The following is a 20,485-nucleotide window of genomic DNA, read 5'->3' on the forward strand; positions in this document are numbered from 1 at the left end:
GAAAAGCTTATTTTGCCTGAGTTGTACTTATATATCATCTCAAAAATGCTCACTTCTCAAAGTCTTTTTTTCTGTAAATTTCTAACGAATGAAATAGTTAAACTGATTACTTCTTTTTTTGTTATATTAGCCGCTTAGAAAGCGGCTTTTTATTTGATCAAATAAAAGTGCTTTTGAAAAAGTGAGCAATATTGTGAGTAAATCTCTAGTCACTTATTAAATATATATTAACTATCATGAGGTTAAGTTCATCATGCTTCTAATGATCGACAATTACGACTCTTTTACCTACAACATTGTCCAGTATTTTGGCGAGTTGGATCAGGAAGTAAAAGTTGTTCGCAATGATCAAGTCACATTAGAGGATATTGAACGATGGCAACCAAAATATCTAGTTATTGGTCCTGGCCCTTGCTCTCCAAGCGAGGCTGGTATTTCAATTCCTGCAATTAATCACTTTGCTGGAAAAATTCCTTTGCTTGGCGTGTGTTTAGGGCATCAAAGTATTGGGCAAGCTTTTGGCGGAAATATTGTAAGAGCCAAAACAGTGATGCACGGACGTTTATCTGATATGTACCACAGCAATAAAGGTATTTTCAGTAATCTTCCTAGCCCATTTTCGGCAACTCGTTATCACTCTTTGGTGATTGATCAGCAAACACTGCCTGATTGCCTTGAAGTAACGTGCTGGACCAATGAAGCAGATGGCTCAATGGAAGAAATCATGGGTGTTAAACATAAGACATTGCCTGTTGAAGGCGTGCAGTTCCATCCCGAATCAATCTTGAGTCAACATGGCCATCAAATCTTTAAAAACTTTTTAGACATCTACGCATAATTCAGCCATGAATAAATCGTTTTAAAAATGATTTGATAAAGTAATCCCAATAAAAAAGCCAACTATGATCAGTTGGCTTTTTTTATGGCTGAAACAATTACAACTTTAACTGTTGCACAATCGATCCATCTTGTTTTGCCACTAAAGATTCGCAGAGTTGAATACGTTCTTTAGTCTGTTTCAATCCTCTTTCAACTCCAACCAATTCTTTAGTTCGTGGTGCAAAAAAGTCATTTAACTGTACTGCCTGTTGTTGGGTACATGCGGCCCCACTAAACATTGCAGGAAAACGCCCAGCAGAAGATTTACCTAAACGATCAAACACGGCGTCATGATTTACTTTAAACCAAGACCACAAACCACCTTTTTCATCTCCATAATTATTAATGGAGTTAACCACAGTACGAACTTCACCGACTTTAACACGCGGGTTCAAAATCAACTGACGTGCTTGTTGGCGTGTTGCTTCTTGATTTGCTGAACCTAAGGCCGTAAGAATTGCAAGACGTTGTGTCGGTTGAGTCACACGTTGTAACTCACTAGATAAACGGTCAAAAGCAGGTTGGCCTTTTTCTTGTACACGTACAGCTAAAATAGTTGGCAATAATTCAGGAGTTACTTGCGCAAAGTTAAGCTGTTTTTGAGCAAATAGAGCATCTGACTGTTTTAACAGTTGTGTACGGACTTCGGGAACTTGAATATCTAAAGCAAGAAACTTAACTAACTCACTACGCCATAAACTGTCCTCAGCTGATTCATCTTTTTTGTTTACATAACCCAATTGATTTAATTTAGGTAAATATAAATTAGCCAAGACTTTTCTAAAATGTTCACGTTCAGCTTCTGTTTTTAACACATGACGATGAATGGTACTTAACTGAGAAAACAAGGCCGTACTAATTTGTCGGCTATTCGAATTGGCAAATTTCTTCGCAGCATCTACGACAGCCAATAAATTAATATCACCATGGTTAAATGCCGCTGAAATCGTGTAGGCGTAGGCCAACTGTTCAGTGTTAGAAAGCTTTTCTGTAGCAGCAGTCAGACGAGTAAACTCTTTTTGAGGCAAACTAAATTGGTAATACCCTGCCGCATCTGCATTTGGAATATACCAACTGCCAAGGCTGGCACCTTTGAGTTCAATCTTGGCTTCTGCTTGATCTACCAATTCACACTGAACTTTACTGCCTGCATTTGGAACTTCATAACGGGCACATAATGGTACGCCCCACAGGCTTCTTGCATCACCTTTTGAACCCACAGGTAAATAACGGGTTTGCCTCACATTTAAAAAGACTTTATTACCTTCTTGCTGTAGTGAAGTATTGATTAAAGGTACACCCGGTTGATCAAGGAAACTTTTCATCGCTTTGGAAAAGCGCTCACTTTGCTCAGACTGCTCTGCTAAAGCGCTAATTAAATCATTGGCTGTCGCATTACCATATTGGTGCTTATTAATATAATTGCGTACGCCTTGTTTGAATTTTTCTTCGCCTAAATAGCTTTCAAACATATTTAAAACAGCTGCACCTTTTTGATAAGTAATGCCATCAAAAGCCGTTTGAATATCGGCATTGCTTAAAATAGGCTGACGAATACGACGTACACTCACCAAACTATCACTTTTCATCGCATCGGCAGTATCTGCAATACGCTCTAAGTCTGCATTAAATTCAGGATGTAGTTTTTGAGTGATTTTACTTTGCATCCATGTGGCAAAAGATTCATTAAGCCATAGATCATCCCACCATGGCATCGTGACGACATCACCGAACCATTGATGCGCCAGCTCATGTGCATTAACGTTAAATGAATTCTGTACAAAAGAGACTGGTGAGTCCTTATCTAGCAACATTAGATAGTCTCTAAAAGTAATTAGCCCCGGGTTTTCCATTGCACCAGCGGCGAAGTCTGGTGCTGCCAGTAAATCGAGCTTGTCAAATGGATAACCAAAGGCAAAATAATCTTCTAAAGTTTTTAAAATGGCTGGCGTTTCAGATAAAGCATGCTGCATTTTTTCAGCTTTAGCATCAGGCGCAATACCACGTAACTGGATCGGTTGCTTACGCCATGAAGTTGCTCCAATATCTGGCCCTTTTTGTAATTGCCACGGTCCAACAGCCAACGCAAGTAAATACGTTGGTAGTGGTTTAGTTTGTGCAAAACTCAGTGTTTTCCAACCCGACTTCTCTGCTTGCTCAGATGTTTGCTGGGTATTAGCAAAACCTGAATATTTGCTTGGAATCGTCAAACGAATATTAAACGGCGTTTTAAAACGTGGCTCATCAAATGACGGAAATGACTGACGTGCACTAATTGCTTCCATTTGAGTCATGACATAAGGCTTACCTTCAAACTCGATTTTATAAATACCGTCGAGCTGCTGATCGTAGGCCGCATTAAAATCTAGAACGAGTTGATACTGGCCTGCTGGCAAGGTCTTGGCAAATTTAATTTTACTCACCCCATCAACCTCGGAGGCTTGCTCATATTTTGCTTTGGTTTTAGCACCCTCTGCCGATGTGATACTCACATCTTTCACCGTCAAAGATTTACCATGAATCCAGATGTGATCTGTAGCTTGAGCCAGCTTTAAATGAATAGTGGTTTTACCGGTATAGCCTTTTTGTGCGGGATCAATCTTAAAATCTAAATCATAAGATTCGGGTATGACCCACTCGGGTAATTTACCAATCGGGATTTGTTCACTGTTATTCGATGCAAAAATCTGTGTTGCCGATAAAGATAATAATGTTGTAAGTAGTAATCTTTTTTTAAATGAAGGCTTGACCGACATAAGGGATCTATCCTCTGTAGTTTTAAATAAAAAGATGCAGCAATTGCTGTACCACTTCGCTGCATCCATACATCATTCTTAGAATTTATAGTTAAACTCCAACCAACCTTGACGGCCGAATGGCGAATATAATCCTACCGGATAATACGGCCAACCGCCTGTGTCATCTCGTTTCACTTTGTCAAACAAGTTATTAATAATGATTGAAGCAGAAGCTTTTGGAGAGATTTGATAAGTACCACTCCAGTTCACTAAATATGTTGGGCTTAAATAGGCAGTCTGGTCGCCGTTTGGAATTTTGCCATAACGATTAACTAATACTGTTGATGCCCAATCACCAAAGCTCCAGCTGAGACTGGTATTAAAACGGTCACGCCAATCCTGAATATTTAAATCTTTTAAATAGTCATCTTTCTCGTGATCTTTTGATTGTTGATATTCATGTTCTAGTACACGACTATAATTTACCGTCCAGAGAAAGTTACCAAAACTGTCTGTTTTCCAACGCCATCTGCTAGTGAAATCAATCCCACGGGTATGGTCTGATGCAGCGTTAATCGGAACGATATTAATATTTTTAATCACATTTGGATCGACAACTGCATTTGCAGGGTTACGCTCTACACGTGCCAAAGCATCAATACAGGCCGCAGAGTTAATATCTTGGTTGCCTAAACGACAATCTGCTTCTAAACGTAGAATTTTGTCATCACTCAAATTTCTCACAAGATTATCAATTTTGATATCCCAGTAATCGACGCTAATGTCAAACTTATTGGTTGGCGACCAAACAAAACCTGCACCATAAGATTTACCCTCTTCAGGTTTAAGCTCTTTGTTTCCGGTTAAAGTGTAGTTCGCCCCAGGTGCGTAATCTTTAAAACTACATTTATCTAAAGGTTGTCCCGTTTGGCTACAACGTAAATAATCGGTGGTCTTTTCGAAATAACCTTTTTGTTTATTTAAAAACAGATAGTTCATATCTGGTGCACGAAAGCTGGTCGCGTAGTTACCACGCACCAATAAAGTCGGATGTGGTCTAAACTCGAGACCCGAACCGAAAGTTAGCTTATCAATACTGTTATCTGACAAAGCATAACGGTCATAACGTCCAGACAGGGTTAAATTTAACGGTTTTGCTAAAGGTAAGAACAATTCAGCACCGAGTGCTTGGCGGGTCCGCGTTCCTCCATATTCGCCGCTAGAGCTTAAATTATAATATTCACCATTTTCGATCGCCTCATCTGGCTTAATCGAGAAGCCTTGACGCCCAATTTCAGCCACAGTCGCAAGTTTGGCCATTCCTGCAGGTAACTTAAATACGTCACCATTCGCGCTTAAGGTTAAACTTTGCGCCCACGACTTATCTTTTTCTTTTGTTGTGCCCGAAATACTTTCAAATTCACTTGCTGTGAGTGGTCGACTTAAACGATCTAAATGAGGTGAATAAATAGGAATACCATCTGCATCTGTACCAAGTTGATGACCTAAGAAGTACTCATCAACATTCGAGCGTAATAAGCCTTGGCGGCGTAGCTGACTGGTATAAATAGAACCGTTATAGGCTGCTTCATAACTCCAGCTCGTCTCTCCAATATCGCCTCGAATTCCAAAATTTAAGTTAGAAGAAAGTTCTTTCCATTTTTTATTTATTCGTTCTACCCCACCTAATTCTTCAGGTGCAAAACGACGATTCCAAATTTCATAATTTCCCGAATCTTGATTTAGAAAATAACCACTCGACGCACCTAAAGAGGTCCATATCGGACTACGGGTATTATTTTCAATTTGGTTTGCCCCAATCAAAAAATCTGCAAATAATTGAGTTTTATCATTTAACTCATAATCTAAACCGAGATAACCATTTTGACTGCGATTTTGAGTTTGAACAGTCCAATAAGTCGGTCGAGCCAAACCACTAGCACAATTGTCCGCCCCTGCTTGTCCAATATTATTGACTGATCCGTTAAATAAACCATTAAAGGCCTGACACCCACCAATTGAAAGATATTTACCAGTATCAGCATTTTTACGACCCACAATAGTGTCTGGTTTTTCTCCTAAACGAGTTCGGCTCTTCATAAAATCTCGATCGGCTGCCCATATCGGTTCACGGCCGCTGAGTTCAACCCCATAAACGAGACTAAGCTTGTCTAAAGTTTTACTACCACTCAGTTGTAAACGTAAATTTTCACCGCCTTCTTTGGTTCCACCTGCCTTAATATTAAATTGTGTACCGTCTGTTTTCTTTTTTAGAATAATGTTCACCACACCTGCAATTGCATCTGAACCATAAATTGCAGAGGCACCACCGTTTAATATTTCAATCCGATCAATAATGGCAGCGGGAATATTGGCTAAATTTACGAAATTGACAGAGCCATCATAAGGTACAGGATAGTCTGCAACCCGATGTCCATTAATCAAAGTTAAAGTATGATTGGGTCCCAAGCCTCGTAAACTAATCGCATTAGCCGCAGGTGTAAACGTGTTTCCATAATCAGCACCTTGTACAAAACCCGTGTTCTGCGTCAAATTATTGAGTGCATCAAATGCATTACTAAAACCTTGTTTTTCAATATCGGCTGCGGTAATTACGGTGACACTGGTCGGGCCATCTTTTTGTGCTTTTGAAATCCGAGATCCTGTCACAGCAACACGAACTACTTTATCTGGTTTAGCTTGGTTTTGGGGTTGCTCTACGGTTTCTTGTGCATAGCTTTCTAATGGATGAAACAGTGCAACAAATACAAAAATAAATGAGCGCTTATTTTTTAAAGGCCCTAGATATTTCAAGTTATTTAAATACATATTTATTGATAGATATAATAAAGATCACCCTACTATATCCATTTTTATTTGCTTGATTTATACACATTTTTTCTAGATATATGTATGTTTAAGATATACCAAATGGTTAATTATTTATCATAAAAACTCACAATAAACTAAAACCTTTTTCAATAAATAAATTTTATTTATGAATAAAACCAACGCAGTGAACTAGCAAAAATTTTAAAACTCTTAAGGAACTACAAAAAACTTTGGTTATTTTCTGCTAACATAGCTCTCTGTAGCTAGTGAAACATGGAATGCAACACGCTGAACATCCCACTCTTGATCAACTTCACCTAAAAATTTTAATCATTAATGCTGTAAATCATGACTATGAATATCCAACAGGCGCTCAACCACATTACCAAGAACATTCATTTGACTCAGCCTCAAATGGAAGAAATTATGCGCAGCATCATGCAAGGTGAGGCAACCGAAGCACAAATTGGTGCTTTAATGATGGGGCTACGCATGAAAGGTGAAAGCATTGACGAAATGACAGCTGCTGCACGTGTCATGCGTGAATTTGCGATCAAGATCGATGTGAGCGATATCAAACATTTAGTTGATATTGTGGGTACAGGTGGTGATGGTCAAAATTTATTTAACGTCTCTACAGCTTCTAGCTTTGTCATTGCAGCAGCAGGCGCAACCATTGCAAAACATGGTAACCGTGGCGTTTCAAGTAAATCAGGTTCATCTGACTTACTTGAACAAGCAGGTATTCACCTTGATTTAGATATGCAACAAACCGAACGCTGCATCCGTGAAATGGGTGTAGGTTTCTTGTTTGCACCAAACCATCATAAAGCCATGAAATATGCTGCTGGTCCACGTCGTGAACTTGGCATTCGTAGTATTTTCAATTTACTTGGCCCACTGACCAATCCAGCTGGTGTAAAACGCTTTGTGATTGGTGTGTTCTCAGATGAGCTTTGTCGTCCGATTGCAGAGGTTATGAAGCAACTGGGTGCTGAGCATGTCATGGTTGTCCATTCAAGAGATGGTCTTGATGAAATCAGCCTTGCCGCTCCTACAGCTATTGCAGAACTCAAAGACGGCGAAATTACGGAATGGACACTTAATCCAGAAGATGTCGGCATTGAGTCACAAACCTTAAATGGCTTAGTTGTTGCTGATGCAGCAGCAAGTTTAAAACTGATTAAAGATGCATTGAGTAAAAATAAAACTGACATTGGCGAAAAAGCAGCAAATATGATTGCGCTTAATGCGGGTGCTGGTATTTATGTGGCGGGTATTACCAAAACTTATGCGCAGGCTGTTTCATTCGCTCAAGATATTATCTATGGCGGACAAGCATTAGAGAAAATGAGTGTTTTGGCTGAATTTACCAAAACATTAAAACAATGTCAGGCAGATTAAGGATTTCTCATGATTAATATTCAAAATACCATTTTAGGTAAAATTGTTGACCGTAAACATGAGGAACTTGCTGCACGTTTAAAACAACGTAATTTGCAAGACATTGAAGAATTAGCGAAAGCTGCAACTCCAGTAAGAGGATTTGCAAAAGCTTTACAGCATAAGCGCCCTGCCGTAATTGCTGAAATTAAAAAAGCATCTCCATCAAAAGGCATTATTCGTGCAGATTTTAATCCTGCTGAAATTGCCGAACAGTACGAACAAGCTGGAGCAGCATGTTTATCTGTTTTAACTGATGTTGATTTTTTTCAGGGTGCGGATGAAAATATTGCGATTGCCCGAAGTCACTGTGCTTTACCTGCTTTACGTAAAGACTTTCTGATTGATCCATATAATGTAGTCGAAGCACGTGCATTACATGCTGACTGTATTTTATTGATTGTTGCATCTTTGTCAGATCAGCAGCTCGAAGAAATGTCTAAGACTGCTTTTGAACATCAGCTTGATGTATTGGTTGAAGTTCATGATGAAGAAGAACTGGAACGTGCTTTAAAGTTGTCTGAGCAATGTTTGTTAGGTGTGAATAACCGCAATTTAAAAACCTTTGATGTAGATTTAAAAACATCAATCCGTTTAAAAAATTTACTTCCTGCTTCTCGCTTACTCGTAACTGAAAGTGGCATTGCCACTCCAGATGATGTTCGTATGATGCAGGAACATGATATTCACACCTTCTTGGTTGGCGAAAGTTTTATGAAACAACCAAGACCAGATCAAGCCTTTAACGCCCTTTTTGGACAACCCCAAACGGTTTAATAGAAGATATATGAGTAATAAAGATTCATCGCTTTCTAAAGAGCAACAAAAGTTATTGAAGCAATTTAAAAAGCAAATCTCCAATCCTCATTCAAGCAAAATCGCAAGTCAGCCTGAGGCCAAACAACCTCAAGCTGAGTCTGAAGAATTGGAAAGTGCAAATCTGTTTCAAAGCGCTGTAGCAGGTGTTAAACCCATCAATAATAGTAATATTGCTGATGTAAGAACTCCTCGCGCAAAAAAAGTTGATGCTCAAACTCTCGCTAAACGTGCAGCTGCCGAAGGCGGTCGTGACACTGAGCATGCTGAACTCTCTGATACTCAAGCTGCTTTAAATCCGGTCGCAAGCCAAGCAACATTAAGCTATCGCATTGCTACCCTTCAGCATAAAGTTTTTGAAGACTTAAAAGCTGGGAAAATACGTTGGTTTGAAGCTGTAGATTTACATGGTTGTACGATTGAGCAAGCACGTGAGGCGGTTTTACATATTATCCAAATGGCAAAAGATGAAAACCAAAATGTGATCAAAATTGTGCATGGTAAAGGCCCTGAAGCGGTCTTAAAAACCTATGTCAACGGATGGTTACGCCAACACCGCGATGTTTTAGCTTTTGTAAGTGCACCAGAAAATCAAGGTGGCACAGGCGCTGTTCTCGTACTGCTTAAACGCGCAGAAAAAAATCCCAAGTACCAACAATAAAGCGGCATTTTCTACAGAATTCAGACTTTTTATAGTTTTCTGATAGAATGCCGTTTTGTTCAACCAGTGTAAGTGAACATTCTTATGTCTATGCAGCAATCGTACGCAAATATTCTGACTGCCGTCGGTGAAGATCTTGATCGTCCCGGCCTTAAAGATACGCCTGTGCGTGCGGCTAAAGCTTTTTCATATTTAACTTCTGGCTATAGTAAAACTTTAGAAGAAGTCACCAATAATGCTGTTTTCCCATCAGATAACCATGAAATGGTATTGGTGAAGAATATTGAATTCTATTCGCTTTGCGAACATCATCTCCTCCCATTCTATGGCCGTGTACATATTGCCTATCTACCAGAAGGCAAGGTTCTTGGCTTGTCGAAATTTGCCCGTATTACTGAAATGTTTGCACGTCGTTTGCAAATTCAGGAAAACCTGACTCAGCAAATCGCTGAAGCTGTAGTTGAAGTCACGGGCGCGCGCGGTGTCGCTGTAGTCATCGATTCAGCACATATGTGTATGATGATGCGTGGTGTAGGTAAGCAAGAGTCTACTACGCGTACTGTTTCATTTATCGGAGATTTTAAAACCGATAAAGAATCACGCCGTGAGTTCTTGAGTGCCGTACCTGAAAGTTACTAATTTCTCTTTAGTGACACATTTAAAAGCCCAACTGAGTTGGGTTTTTTTATATTTAGATAAAGCACTTAGTCTATAAAACATAACAATTAAATTATGTGATTTTTGTTATAAAAGTACGCATCTTTCTTTTTAAATAATTTATGAGTTAATCATGCGATTTAAAAAAATTTCCTGCTTACTTTTGCCTTCTCTTTTCATTTTTAATACCTCAATTTATGCAGGCAATACACCCAAAGAGCAAGAAATTAAAAAACTAGTAGATCAAAATTTTAAACCGTTATTAGAAAAATATGATGTGCCTGGCATGGCCGTGGGAGTTATCCAAAATAATAAAAACTATGAAATGTATTATGGCCTGCAATCGGTTCAAGATAAAAAAGCCGTAAATGGCAATACCATTTTCGAGCTAGGTTCAGTGAGTAAATTATTTACCGCCACAGCAGGTGGATATGCAAAAACAAAAGGAAAAATCTCTTTTGAAGACACACCCGGAAAGTATTGGAAAGAATTAAAAAACACACCAATTGACCGAGTTACCCTACTTCAGCTTGCGACGTATACGAGTGGCAACCTTGCGCTACAATTCCCAGATGAAGTCCAAACAGATCAGCAAGTTTTAACTTTTTTCAAAGAATGGAAACCTAAAAACCCGATCGGTGAATATCGACAATATTCAAACCCAAGTATTGGTCTATTTGGCAAAGTTGTAGCTTTGTCCATGAATAAACCTTTCGACCAAGTCTTAGAAAAAACAATTTTTCCAGATCTTGGCTTAAAACATAGCTATGTAAATGTGCCTAAGACTCAAATGCAAAACTATGCATTTGGCTATAACCAAGAAAATCAGCCGATTCGAGTTAACCCCGGCCCACTAGATGCGCCTGCCTACGGCGTTAAATCTACTTTGCCTGACATGCTTAAGTTTATTAACGCTAACTTGAATCCACAAAAATATCCGGCTGATATTCAAAGCGCAATTAATGAGACACATAAAGGTTTCTATCAAGTAGGTACGATGTATCAAGCATTAGGTTGGGAAGAGTTCTCTTATCCAGCACCATTGCAAACTTTATTAGACAGTAATTCAGAGCAAATCGTGATGAAGCCTAATAAAGTCACTGCCATTTCCAAAGAACCTTCAGTTAAGATTTACCACAAAACTGGTTCAACCAATGGCTTTGGAACGTATGTCGTGTTTATTCCTAAAGAGAATATTGGTTTAGTCATGTTAACCAATAAACGTATTCCTAATGAAGAACGCATTAAAGCAGCTTACGCAGTGTTGAATGCAATAAAGAAATAATCTTTTGCTAAAACAAAAAAGGGAGAAATGATGTCATTTCTCTTTTTTTTATGGGCTTATTCTTTAAAAGAACCAAACATAACCTAAACTTGATTTCATCCAGTCTTGATGATTTTGTTGTTCATAATCCCAGTTTAATCGAACAGCATTATTACGATTAATCACATATTGCCACTGGGTATTAACTCTCAAATTCCATTGATTTTGGTCTTCCCAATAGGGCAATTCAATTTGTACCACAGAGTTGAAATTTTCAAACCATTGGTTCATACAACCTAAAGTTGGGCCTACACCGACACGCCACCCTTTATCTAGATTTGAACCTGCTTGTACATAGGTTTGTAGTTGCCCATAGCAAATATTTTTACGTTCATAATCTGCAAAACTATATCCAACCTGAGCGTTAAAATTCGCTACGCCGTGCTGTTTTTCTTCACTAAAAGTACCATCATGAATCGCTTCCTGACGCCAACCCAAATTAAATCCCCAACTCAGCGGTGTTTTAAAAGGTTGAATCGGGTTATAAGAATTTACTTCTAACAGATCAAGATTTTCTAGTTTTAAATGATCATCTCGCCACTGCGCACTGCCATTTAAAAAAAGTAATTGAGTGCCTGCACGGTATCCTCCTTGAGGATCTATTAAGTCATGATAGGCTTGTCGATGACCAAGTTCGAGAAACTTGTCTCCTTGAACCTCGCCTGCTTTGACTGAAATATTACGTGCATTGTGACCTTGAGTTGGCTCTTTTGTTGGTCTTTTAGGTTCTTGACGCTGTTTGTCTAAATCAATCTGGCTTCTGAGTGCTAAAAGCTGACGCAACTGCGGCTGAGCAATGCTTTCTTCTATTTGACGACTGGTAAATTGAAGATATAAATCATCGTAAGCCATCTCTAAAATTTTAGCCTGATCTTGCTCATTAAATGATTTTAAAATTTGAGAAGACTGCTGAATAGGCATCAGCGCAATTTGATGAGCTACCTTCGCTAATGAAGCACCATGCTGATGAGCTTGGGCCAATAGCTGAGTTTCTAAAGCAGGTCGATACACTGGAGCTTTGGTGAGCCCTTGCTGCTGCATCGATTTAATGGTTTCCATGGGGATGGAAGCATGAGTGAATTTCTCTTGCAGATTAGACTTAGGTTTTACTAAATCGACTAAGCCTAATAATCTGTAGGCGCAGTTATCACTCACAAAGTAATAGGGAAAGCTCACATGCTGCATTTCCCAAATATGAGCCACTAAAAACCGTGTTTCTTCAGGCGTTAAATTTAGCTCATATTCCCATAAATCACGGCTTTCAAAATCGCCGTACTCTTTTACTTTACGGTAATAAGGCATCAGTGAATATTCACCCGGATATTGCCCTGTTAAGCCTTTCCAGGCATATGACCAGTTGTCGTTTCCGGCCACAGTTGCTGCATAATTTACAGCATAGGAAACTAAATTTAATTGCTGCTGATCTTTTGGATCTAAACGCAATAAAGTATGACCAAACATTGAGCTTGGATTGCCCATAAAATCGGTCGCATAAATTAAGGTCGCTTTATGAGGCTTAATCTGTCCAATCCAGTTTTCAAATTCTGAACATTTTACTTGAGGTAATTCATTTTCTTGAATGCCTACTTTCTGCATGAGCCATTGACTGCGTGCCGGAAATTTACAGCGAATTGACTGATTATCTTGAGCAGGCATAAATAATGCCGAGATGTCGGCTTTCATTTCTTCTTTTAAATTATTTTTTCCATTTTCTGATATGAAATAGCCAGAATAAGTGACATCACTTTTATGGTTTTTATTGGCATACATGAGCCTTTGCCAAGTAATATCTTGATCTAAATTTTTCTGTTCTGCAATTGACCAATATTTTTGAATAGATGGATTTATATCTGCTGAATACGCAATATTCGCTGCCAACGAGGCAAAAACTAAAACAACTGACTTCATTAAGCTCATCAATTTTTATCATTAAATATAAGAAAAACCCTGCCAGACGACAGGGTTTTCAGTTTCAAACTTATACGTAAGCTTTTAAAACGTCGTCTTTAGCCATTACAGTTTGTAGTGATGCTAAAACTTGAAGCGTATTTTGGTTGTTTGCAGAGTAGATTTCACCAAAGTTTGCTTTTGAAACTTTAAAGAAACGTTCTTTGTCTTGAGGTTTAATTTGCATTAACTCAGCAAGTACGTTCAGGCTTTCACCTTGGCCTACTGCCATATCACGTGCTAAAGCTTCTGCATTTTCATTTGTGAATGTTACAACTTGCGCTGTTACTGTTCCGCCTTGACGGCAGCCCAAAGTACCGAAAGTGATCCCTAGTAATTGGTTAGTAAAAATACCGTTTGTTGTTGCAGCAAGAATTTTAGGCGCTACTCCTTTTTTGCCAGCCCATACTTGTGTACCCACACCACAGCCCACATCGTTATCAGCCATTGCAACACTTGAACCAGCTGCTAATAAAGCAGCTAAAGCTAATTTTTTTAACATAGATGTAAATCTCCAAAATCATTATTGATTGTTTCTTATGTGTTGTATTGTTATGTGTAATTCTTATTACACGCTATTAAAGATAGCGAGAAGGCTGTGATTTAGCAATTAAAAAATAAACAATATGATGAAAAGTGCAAAAGAAAAATTATCTTAAATTCCAGTTACCTTGATTATCCCTGTTACCTAATATTTTAAGCACCAGCACTAGACTCAAAATTAATAATAAATACCACGAACCTAGCTTACCCCAACCCACCATATGCCAAGCATTAACCTGACTTGGATAGAGCCAGATTTTATAAAATGTACTTATATTTTCAGCGACCCAAATCACAAACGCGAGCGTCAATAATATGGGTAACATCGGAATTTTAAATTTATGTTGATTAAGTTGAAAATAAAGTTTTGTTTTCCAAAAAATAAAAATACTAATGGCAAATAAAATATAGCGAATGTCGGGAACAAAAAATTTACTCATAAAATTTATATATGAGAAAAATGCCAGCAAAAGCATAGTTCCAAAACTTGGAAGCTTTTCAAAAGAAACTTGAAACAGTCGTATAGAGCGTGCAAAAAAACTACCTACAGCCGAATACATAAAGCCCGCAAATAAAGGCACTGTTAAAATTCTAAATACGGCAGGCTGTGGATATTGCCATGACGCAATCGCAGGATGCGTTAAGAATATTTCCATGACCATTGCCATGACGTGAAACAAAGCAATTACTTTAGCTTCTGCCCACGACTCCAGTTTTAAATAGAGTAAGCAAATCTGGATTAATACTGCATAGATGAGTAAATAATCATAACGATAAAAACCCATATATTCATGGCTTCCCATCGGCGCTGTTAAAGCAAAAGCAATTAAAAGCAAAATACCAAACAAGGCTGCCGAAACAGCCTTGCCGATAAATTGAAACGGTAAAGTGAGATATTGCACAAAAAACTATCCTAGATATTTAGCACTATACTCATGTACTGTATCTACAAAGATTTTTGGTTGTGCAGGGTCTACCCACTGAGTAATCCCATGGCCCAAGTTAGCGATGTAACCCGTCTTTTCACCATTTGCGTAAGCATCATCCAACATTGCTTTCACTGCTTTTTCAATTGAAGCAGCCGAACCGTATAGAACAGCAGGATCAAGATTTCCTTGTAAAGCTACACGCCCAGCCACTGTAGTTCGAGCTGTATTTAATGGTGTCGTCCAATCTAGACCTAATGCATCTGCACCTGTGGTCATCATTGGCTCTAACCATTGGCCGCCACCTTTAGTGAACACAATGATAGGAATGCGTCGGCCATCTTTCTCACGTTGTAAACCTGCAATGATTTTATTCATGTAGTTTAAAGAGAATTCGACATATTCACGATGTGCCAATGCCCCGCCCCAGCTATCAAAAATCTGAATCGCCTGAGCGCCTGCATCAATCTGAGCATTTAAATAATCAATAACTGAATCTGCTAAATGATCGAGCAACGCATGCAAAACTTCTGGTTGGGCGTACATCATTTGCTTGGTAAAACGGAATTCTTTACTTGAACCGCCTTCAACCATATAAGTTGCTAACGTCCAAGGGCTACCAGAAAAACCAATCAGTGGAACTTGACCACCTAAAGCAGAGCGAATCGTGCTTACAGCGTTCATCACATAATCAAGATCTGATTTTGCATTTAACTTTGGTAAGTTAGCCACATCTTGTTCAGTACGCACTGTTTTATGAAACTTAGGACCTTCGCCAGTTTCAAAATAAAGTCCTAAACCGAGTGCATCTGGAATAGTTAAAATATCTGAAAATAAAATTGCTGCATCTAAATCATAGCGACGCAAAGGTTGCAAAGTCACTTCACAGGCAAAATCTGTATTTTTACATAAAGATAGGAAATCACCTGCTTTTGAACGTGTTTCACGATATTCAGGCAAATAACGTCCTGCTTGACGCATCATCCATACCGGGGTGGTATCTACAGGTTCGCGTAACAAAGCACGGAGGAAACGATCATTTTTCAAAGCCGTCATTACCAATCTCTATCTTCTTTATGTGGCAGCATCATATCAAAAACAGAGACATTTTTATAATTTCAATTTCACACAAAAAACTCGTCAATCTACTAAAAAATGCATATTTACACAAAAGTCTACTGCAAGATGCGGGGTTTTCTGCAATACTTGCAACATGTTACATTGGGTTTATTGGTATTCTTTGACTCACTAAATTGCCAATCTTGGGCTCATAGAGATGAGTTATTGGTAATTTTTTGCACTTTAAGAACAGATCAATCCCCTATTGCCTATATGAAAATTCTTAAGGTTGAATTACATGTTTGTTCGCTCATTACTCGCTATGAGTTTAAGTTGTATTATTGCTAATGTTGCTTTTGCTGCTTCAACAACTGAGCAACCACTGAACCCTAAAAAGGTATCAGCTCCTGTAGAAGATCCGATTGATCCTTTAGCAGTAGATGCAGCTTCAACTGTACAAGCTCAAGCTCCGACACAAATTACCGCTCAAGAACAAAATGATCTAAATCGAGCGTCAACAACATTACAAAATTTGCAAAAAACCGAAGACCCAAATGCTGAGTCTGGTATTGCTGCGTCTACACCAGCAACTGCTAAAAGCACAACGGCGTCTAAAACCACACAAGTACCTGCTGCTTCATGGACATTAGATGGCTTGAACTCGGCAGAATGGTCTGAAAATATTGGTAAAGGCCAACTTCCAGTTTATGCACGTGCGCACGTTATGCTTAACAATGCGCATGCATCGCCAGGTGCTATTGACGGCATGAGCGGTAAAAACACATTAAAAGCAATTTCTTCATTCCAGCAAATGAATGGTTTATCACCTACTGGTGAACTGACTAAAGAAACTTGGGATGCGTTAGTTGCTAAACAAACCAAGCCAGCATTTATTGAATACACCATTTCTGATGCTGACTTAAAAGGTCCATATGCTGAGTCGATTCCTTCTGACTACGCATTACAGGCTAAAATGAAAGGTTTGTACTACACTCGTGTTAGCGAAATGTTGGGCGAGAAGTTTCATATTGATGAAGCTTTCTTAAAGAGATTAAACCCAACAGCAACATTCAAAAAAGCGGGTGAAAAAATCATTGTTCCAAACGTGCGCAATGATTTACCAGAAGACATTCATTTGATTATTGCCCACAAAGGTGCAAAACAATTGTATCTCTTCAATAGCCGGAACCAAATGATTGCCTCATTTCCTGCAACAATTGGCAGTACTGATACGCCTTCTCCGGCCGGTACTTACAAGGTAGTGGGTGTGGCACGTAACCCATGGTACAGCTACTCACCTTCGAACTTCGTACAAGGTAAAAACTTAAAACCACTTTCTTTACCACCTGGCCCTAATGCTCCTGTTGGTAATATCTGGATTGGTTTAAGTAAAAAATCTTTTGGTATTCACGGAACACCAAATCCATCTTTAATTTCTAAAACAGCGTCACACGGTTGTATTCGTTTAACGAACTGGGATGCGAACGATTTAGGAAGTAAAGTACGTTCTGGCGTAACTGTTAAATTCCTTGAATAATCAATATATTCTTTAAAAAACCTGCCTACATGGCAGGTTTTTTTATTCTAAAAAATGCATTGATATATAAAAAACTTTACAACCATATCAATTATGCAACGACATGTTGCAGTTAGCCTATTTTTATAGCCTCTATAGAACATTAAGATATTTCTCAAGAGATAAATAAAAATTTGGGAGATTAGATCATGAATGGTTATCTACATCGTGGTGAAGATCGAGGACATGTTAAAGCAGGTTGGTTAGAGTCTTATCATAGCTTTTCATTTGGTAGCTGGTACGATCCTAAATATATGGGTGTAAGTGCTTTACGAGTCATTAATGACGACAGAATTGATGCGCATAATGGTTTCGGTACACACTCGCATGACAACATGGAAATCTTAACCTGTGTGCTTGATGGTGCTATTTCACACCGCGACACCATGGGAAATGAAGGCGAGATTAATGCAGGTGAATGGCAGCTCATGAGTGCTGGCACAGGTGTTGCTCACAGTGAAATTAATAACAGTGATGCACCTGTCCATTTACTTCAAATCTGGATTATTCCTGATGAAAGAGATGCGGAACCAAATTACCAGCAAATTAATCTTGACCCAAGAAAAGAGCCCAACAAATGGCATTTAATTGCAGGTCCAGATACAAATGCTCCAATGCATATTCGCCAAGATGCAGAAGTAAAGTCTGCTGTATTGGAAAAAGGACATGAGTTAAATGTTGAGCCAGTTAAAAAAGTGAACTATGTTCACGTGATCTCTGGTGTTATTCGTATTGGTGATCAAGAAGTCAAAGCTGGTGATGCCTTTGTTTTTGAAGATAAAGCGACGATTCAAGCAACTGAAGATAGTCAATTTATCTGGTTCGATTTACCTTAAAGTCATCAAAAGCCCTTTGCATAAAAGGGCTTTTTTTTAATCTCCACCGCCACCGCTGTCACAGCTACCCGAGTCTGAAGATGACGAACAATCATTTGAATAACTTGAACTATGATGACTAGGACTATTATCGTGAAAATGATGTGTTGAAGAAGATGAATGATCATGCTCGCCAGATGACGAATTGTTTTTTAGATTTTTGAGTAGAGCAATTAAGCAGATCAGTCCAATACTAGAAAAAATTGCAATAAATATAATAATAAATATCTTCAAATAACGACCTCCTAAATCAAGCTAGAGAGATGCTTGTTGTATTCCTATTCATTTATTTAAATGAGTCATGCTCAATAAACAATTTATTTTTTTGATAGATATAAATAAATCTTAAGTTTCCTTTACATACAAATAGGCACTCGCTCTTGATATACCTAAATGTTGTGCAACTGTCTCTAAAGCCTTTTTAATGTCTAACAAACCATTATTCTTGAGCTCATGTATTACTTGCTTTCTCTCATTGAGTTTTAACATACGTGGTGTAGTGGCATGTTTTGAGGCAAATTGATCGATATATTTTCGGATTGCTTCAGTACCACTCGGCTCCAAATTTTCAATAATGTTATCAGTTTCAATTTTAGTGAAATGCTCTAAAGCGCTTTGCATACCTCTAAATAGGGTTAAATCAATATTCATGCATAAAGCAGCCACATACTGGCCCTCTTCATCTTTAATTCCAATAGACGTGCTTTTTGCAGGACGACCATCTGCAAACTGATTTGCATAGTTTGAAATAAGGTTTGGAAATTCTGGAGACATGATTCTAGCCAATCCTAGTTCAGTTGCTGGATCTCCAACTTTTCGACCAGATAAATTGTTATGTATAGAAAGTATGGCATGTTCAGGATTTGTTAAGTCATGGACCACAACTTCGCAGAAAGGAGATAGCGTTTCACTTAAGCCCTTTGCAATTGTATCTAGCTGAGTGAGTAAATGTTTATCACGATTGCCCAATGTATTTCCTCCAAATGACTTACTTACTATTTCAAACCCTAGCGTAAAGCATGCAATAGTAATTTAGACTTTTTATCTAATTTTAAACTTAATGTAAATCAAAATCTTATATCTCATTGTTATCACATTAGAAAATAAAATTAGACATTTTATCTAAAACTATATATTTTATCTAAATAAGGTCAATACATTGTGCGTTGCTTAAGCAATAGTAAATCTTGCATCCAAAAATATTGAATAAAATTAGGTTTAATTATGAAAAATTTAACCCTTCCTACTTATGAAGATGTGGCAGCCGCTGCTGAACGTATAAAAGGTTTTGCAAATAAGACTCCTGTTTTAACTTCACGTACTGTGAACAATGAATTTGAAGCAGAAGTATTCTTTAAATGTGAGAATTTCCAGCGTGTTGGCGCTTTCAAATTTCGTGGTGCAATGAATGCACTTTTGCAATTCAATGATGCTCAAAAAAAAGCTGGTGTGGTTGCTTTCTCTTCGGGAAACCACGCACAAGCGATTGCACTGTCAGCAAAAACTCTTGGTATTCCAGCCATAATCGTTATGCCCCAAGATGCTCCTGCTGCAAAAATGGCAGCAACACGAGAATACGGCGCAGATATTGTTGAATTTGACCGCTATACAGAAGATCGGGAAAAAATTGGAAAAGAAATAGCTGAAAAAAATGGCCTGACACTCATTCCATCTTATGACCATCCTCATGTAATTGCTGGACAAGGAACGGCTGCAAAAGAGTTATTTGAAGAAGTGGGTGACTTAGATTATCTGTTTGTATGTTTAGGTGGTGGTGGTTTATTGGCAGGTTCTGCCCTTTCTGCTCGCCAGCTCTCGCCTAACTGTAAAATATATGGTGTTGAACCTGCTTTAGGAAATGATGGACAAATGTCATTTAGAAAAGGAGAAATTGTTCATATTGATACGCCGCAAACCATTGCTGATGGTGCTCAAACTCAATATTTAGGCAAACTCACTTTTCCTATTATTCAACAAAAAGTGGATAACATTTTGACAGTAGAAGATGAAGACCTGATTAGCTGTATGAAGTTCTTTGCTGAAAGAATGAAGATGGTCGTTGAACCGACAGGATGTCTCGGATTTGCTGCTGCGCGTAATTTAAAGCATGAGTTAAAAGGCAAACGTATAGGCATCATTATTAGCGGTGGCAATGTCGATATTTCTAAATATGTAGAATTTTTATCTGCTTAATAAAAGTCGCTATCTA

The 20,485-nt window shown here is 38.4% G+C and carries 16 protein-coding genes and 1 pseudogene; 9 read left to right on the forward strand and 8 right to left on the reverse strand.

The window, feature by feature from the left end; all coding sequences use genetic code 11:
* Nucleotides 1-253 precede the first annotated feature (253 nt).
* Nucleotides 254-838, forward strand: a complete 585-nt coding sequence (locus OD757_RS03290; RefSeq protein ID WP_003650566.1) for an anthranilate synthase component II — start codon at nucleotides 254-256, stop codon at nucleotides 836-838.
* A gap of 97 nt (nucleotides 839-935) precedes the next feature.
* Here the strand turns inward: OD757_RS03290 and OD757_RS03295 are convergent.
* Nucleotides 936-3,700 (reverse strand): annotated as a pseudogene (locus tag OD757_RS03295) (M1 family metallopeptidase).
* A gap of 13 nt (nucleotides 3,701-3,713) precedes the next feature.
* Nucleotides 3,714-6,446, reverse strand: coding sequence for a TonB-dependent receptor plug domain-containing protein (locus OD757_RS03300; protein WP_263030848.1), 2,733 nt, complete (start codon nucleotides 6,444-6,446; stop codon nucleotides 3,714-3,716).
* Between the two features lie 357 nt (nucleotides 6,447-6,803).
* Here OD757_RS03300 and trpD point away from each other — a divergent pair, with 357 nt between their 5' ends.
* The 5 genes from trpD (at nucleotide 6,804) to blaADC (ending at nucleotide 11,311) form a co-directional block, all read left to right on the forward strand.
* Nucleotides 6,804-7,853, forward strand: coding sequence for an anthranilate phosphoribosyltransferase (trpD, locus tag OD757_RS03305; protein WP_081400068.1), 1,050 nt, complete (start codon nucleotides 6,804-6,806; stop codon nucleotides 7,851-7,853).
* Between the two features lie 9 nt (nucleotides 7,854-7,862).
* Complete coding sequence (trpC, locus tag OD757_RS03310) at nucleotides 7,863-8,669, forward strand: indole-3-glycerol phosphate synthase TrpC (protein WP_263030849.1); 807 nt, start codon at nucleotides 7,863-7,865, stop codon at nucleotides 8,667-8,669.
* A 10-nt stretch (nucleotides 8,670-8,679) separates the two neighbouring features.
* On the forward strand, nucleotides 8,680-9,369 hold the full coding sequence (locus OD757_RS03315; protein WP_009389787.1) for a Smr/MutS family protein: 690 nt from the start codon (nucleotides 8,680-8,682) through the stop codon (nucleotides 9,367-9,369).
* A gap of 90 nt (nucleotides 9,370-9,459) precedes the next feature.
* Nucleotides 9,460-10,008 (forward strand): GTP cyclohydrolase I FolE, encoded by a 549-nt coding sequence (gene folE, locus OD757_RS03320; RefSeq protein WP_171061966.1) that lies wholly within the window; start codon nucleotides 9,460-9,462, stop codon nucleotides 10,006-10,008.
* A gap of 151 nt (nucleotides 10,009-10,159) precedes the next feature.
* Nucleotides 10,160-11,311: an ADC family extended-spectrum class C beta-lactamase gene (gene blaADC / locus OD757_RS03325; protein ID WP_263030850.1), complete on the forward strand. Its 1,152-nt coding sequence runs from the start codon at nucleotides 10,160-10,162 to the stop codon at nucleotides 11,309-11,311.
* Between the two features lie 63 nt (nucleotides 11,312-11,374).
* Here blaADC and OD757_RS03330 read toward each other — a convergent pair whose 3' ends face one another.
* The 4 genes from OD757_RS03330 to hemE all read right to left on the reverse strand — a co-directional run bounded on the left by OD757_RS03330 (nucleotide 11,375) and on the right by hemE (nucleotide 15,822).
* On the reverse strand, nucleotides 11,375-13,267 hold the full coding sequence (locus tag OD757_RS03330; RefSeq protein WP_263030851.1) for a DUF4105 domain-containing protein: 1,893 nt from the start codon (nucleotides 13,265-13,267) through the stop codon (nucleotides 11,375-11,377).
* A 61-nt stretch (nucleotides 13,268-13,328) separates the two neighbouring features.
* Nucleotides 13,329-13,799 carry a DUF3015 domain-containing protein gene (locus tag OD757_RS03335; RefSeq protein ID WP_263030852.1) on the reverse strand — a complete coding sequence of 157 codons (471 nt, stop codon included), beginning with the start codon at nucleotides 13,797-13,799 and terminating at the stop codon, nucleotides 13,329-13,331.
* A 148-nt stretch (nucleotides 13,800-13,947) separates the two neighbouring features.
* The gene (locus tag OD757_RS03340) at nucleotides 13,948-14,742 is read right to left on the reverse strand and encodes a DUF817 family protein (protein ID WP_009389935.1); all 795 of its coding nucleotides are present in this window, start codon (nucleotides 14,740-14,742) and stop codon (nucleotides 13,948-13,950) included.
* 6 nt (nucleotides 14,743-14,748) lie between these two features.
* Entirely contained in the window at nucleotides 14,749-15,822 is a 1,074-nt protein-coding gene (gene hemE / locus OD757_RS03345; RefSeq protein ID WP_263030853.1) for a uroporphyrinogen decarboxylase, read from the reverse strand.
* A gap of 301 nt (nucleotides 15,823-16,123) precedes the next feature.
* On the opposite strand from hemE, the gene OD757_RS03350 reads away from it, so the two are divergent.
* Both OD757_RS03350 and OD757_RS03355 read left to right on the forward strand, forming a co-directional pair.
* Nucleotides 16,124-17,362, forward strand: a complete 1,239-nt coding sequence (locus tag OD757_RS03350) for a L,D-transpeptidase family protein (RefSeq protein WP_009389879.1) — start codon at nucleotides 16,124-16,126, stop codon at nucleotides 17,360-17,362.
* Nucleotides 17,363-17,550: 188 nt separating this feature from the next.
* Nucleotides 17,551-18,237: a pirin family protein gene (locus OD757_RS03355; RefSeq protein ID WP_263030854.1), complete on the forward strand. Its 687-nt coding sequence runs from the start codon at nucleotides 17,551-17,553 to the stop codon at nucleotides 18,235-18,237.
* A 36-nt stretch (nucleotides 18,238-18,273) separates the two neighbouring features.
* On the opposite strand, the gene OD757_RS03360 is transcribed toward OD757_RS03355, so the two are convergent.
* Complete coding sequence (locus tag OD757_RS03360; protein WP_263030855.1) at nucleotides 18,274-18,510, reverse strand: hypothetical protein; 237 nt, start codon at nucleotides 18,508-18,510, stop codon at nucleotides 18,274-18,276.
* 111 nt (nucleotides 18,511-18,621) lie between these two features.
* A complete protein-coding gene (locus tag OD757_RS03365) occupies nucleotides 18,622-19,245 on the reverse strand; it encodes a transcriptional regulator (protein WP_263030856.1) in 624 nt (207 codons plus the stop codon).
* A gap of 255 nt (nucleotides 19,246-19,500) precedes the next feature.
* On the opposite strand from OD757_RS03365, the gene OD757_RS03370 reads away from it, so the two are divergent.
* Entirely contained in the window at nucleotides 19,501-20,469 is a 969-nt protein-coding gene (locus tag OD757_RS03370; protein WP_263030857.1) for a threo-3-hydroxy-L-aspartate ammonia-lyase, read from the forward strand.
* Nucleotides 20,470-20,485 lie beyond the last annotated feature (16 nt).

It is taken from the genome of Acinetobacter sp. AYS6 (assembly GCF_025630795.1).
Classification (GTDB): domain Bacteria; phylum Pseudomonadota; class Gammaproteobacteria; order Pseudomonadales; family Moraxellaceae; genus Acinetobacter.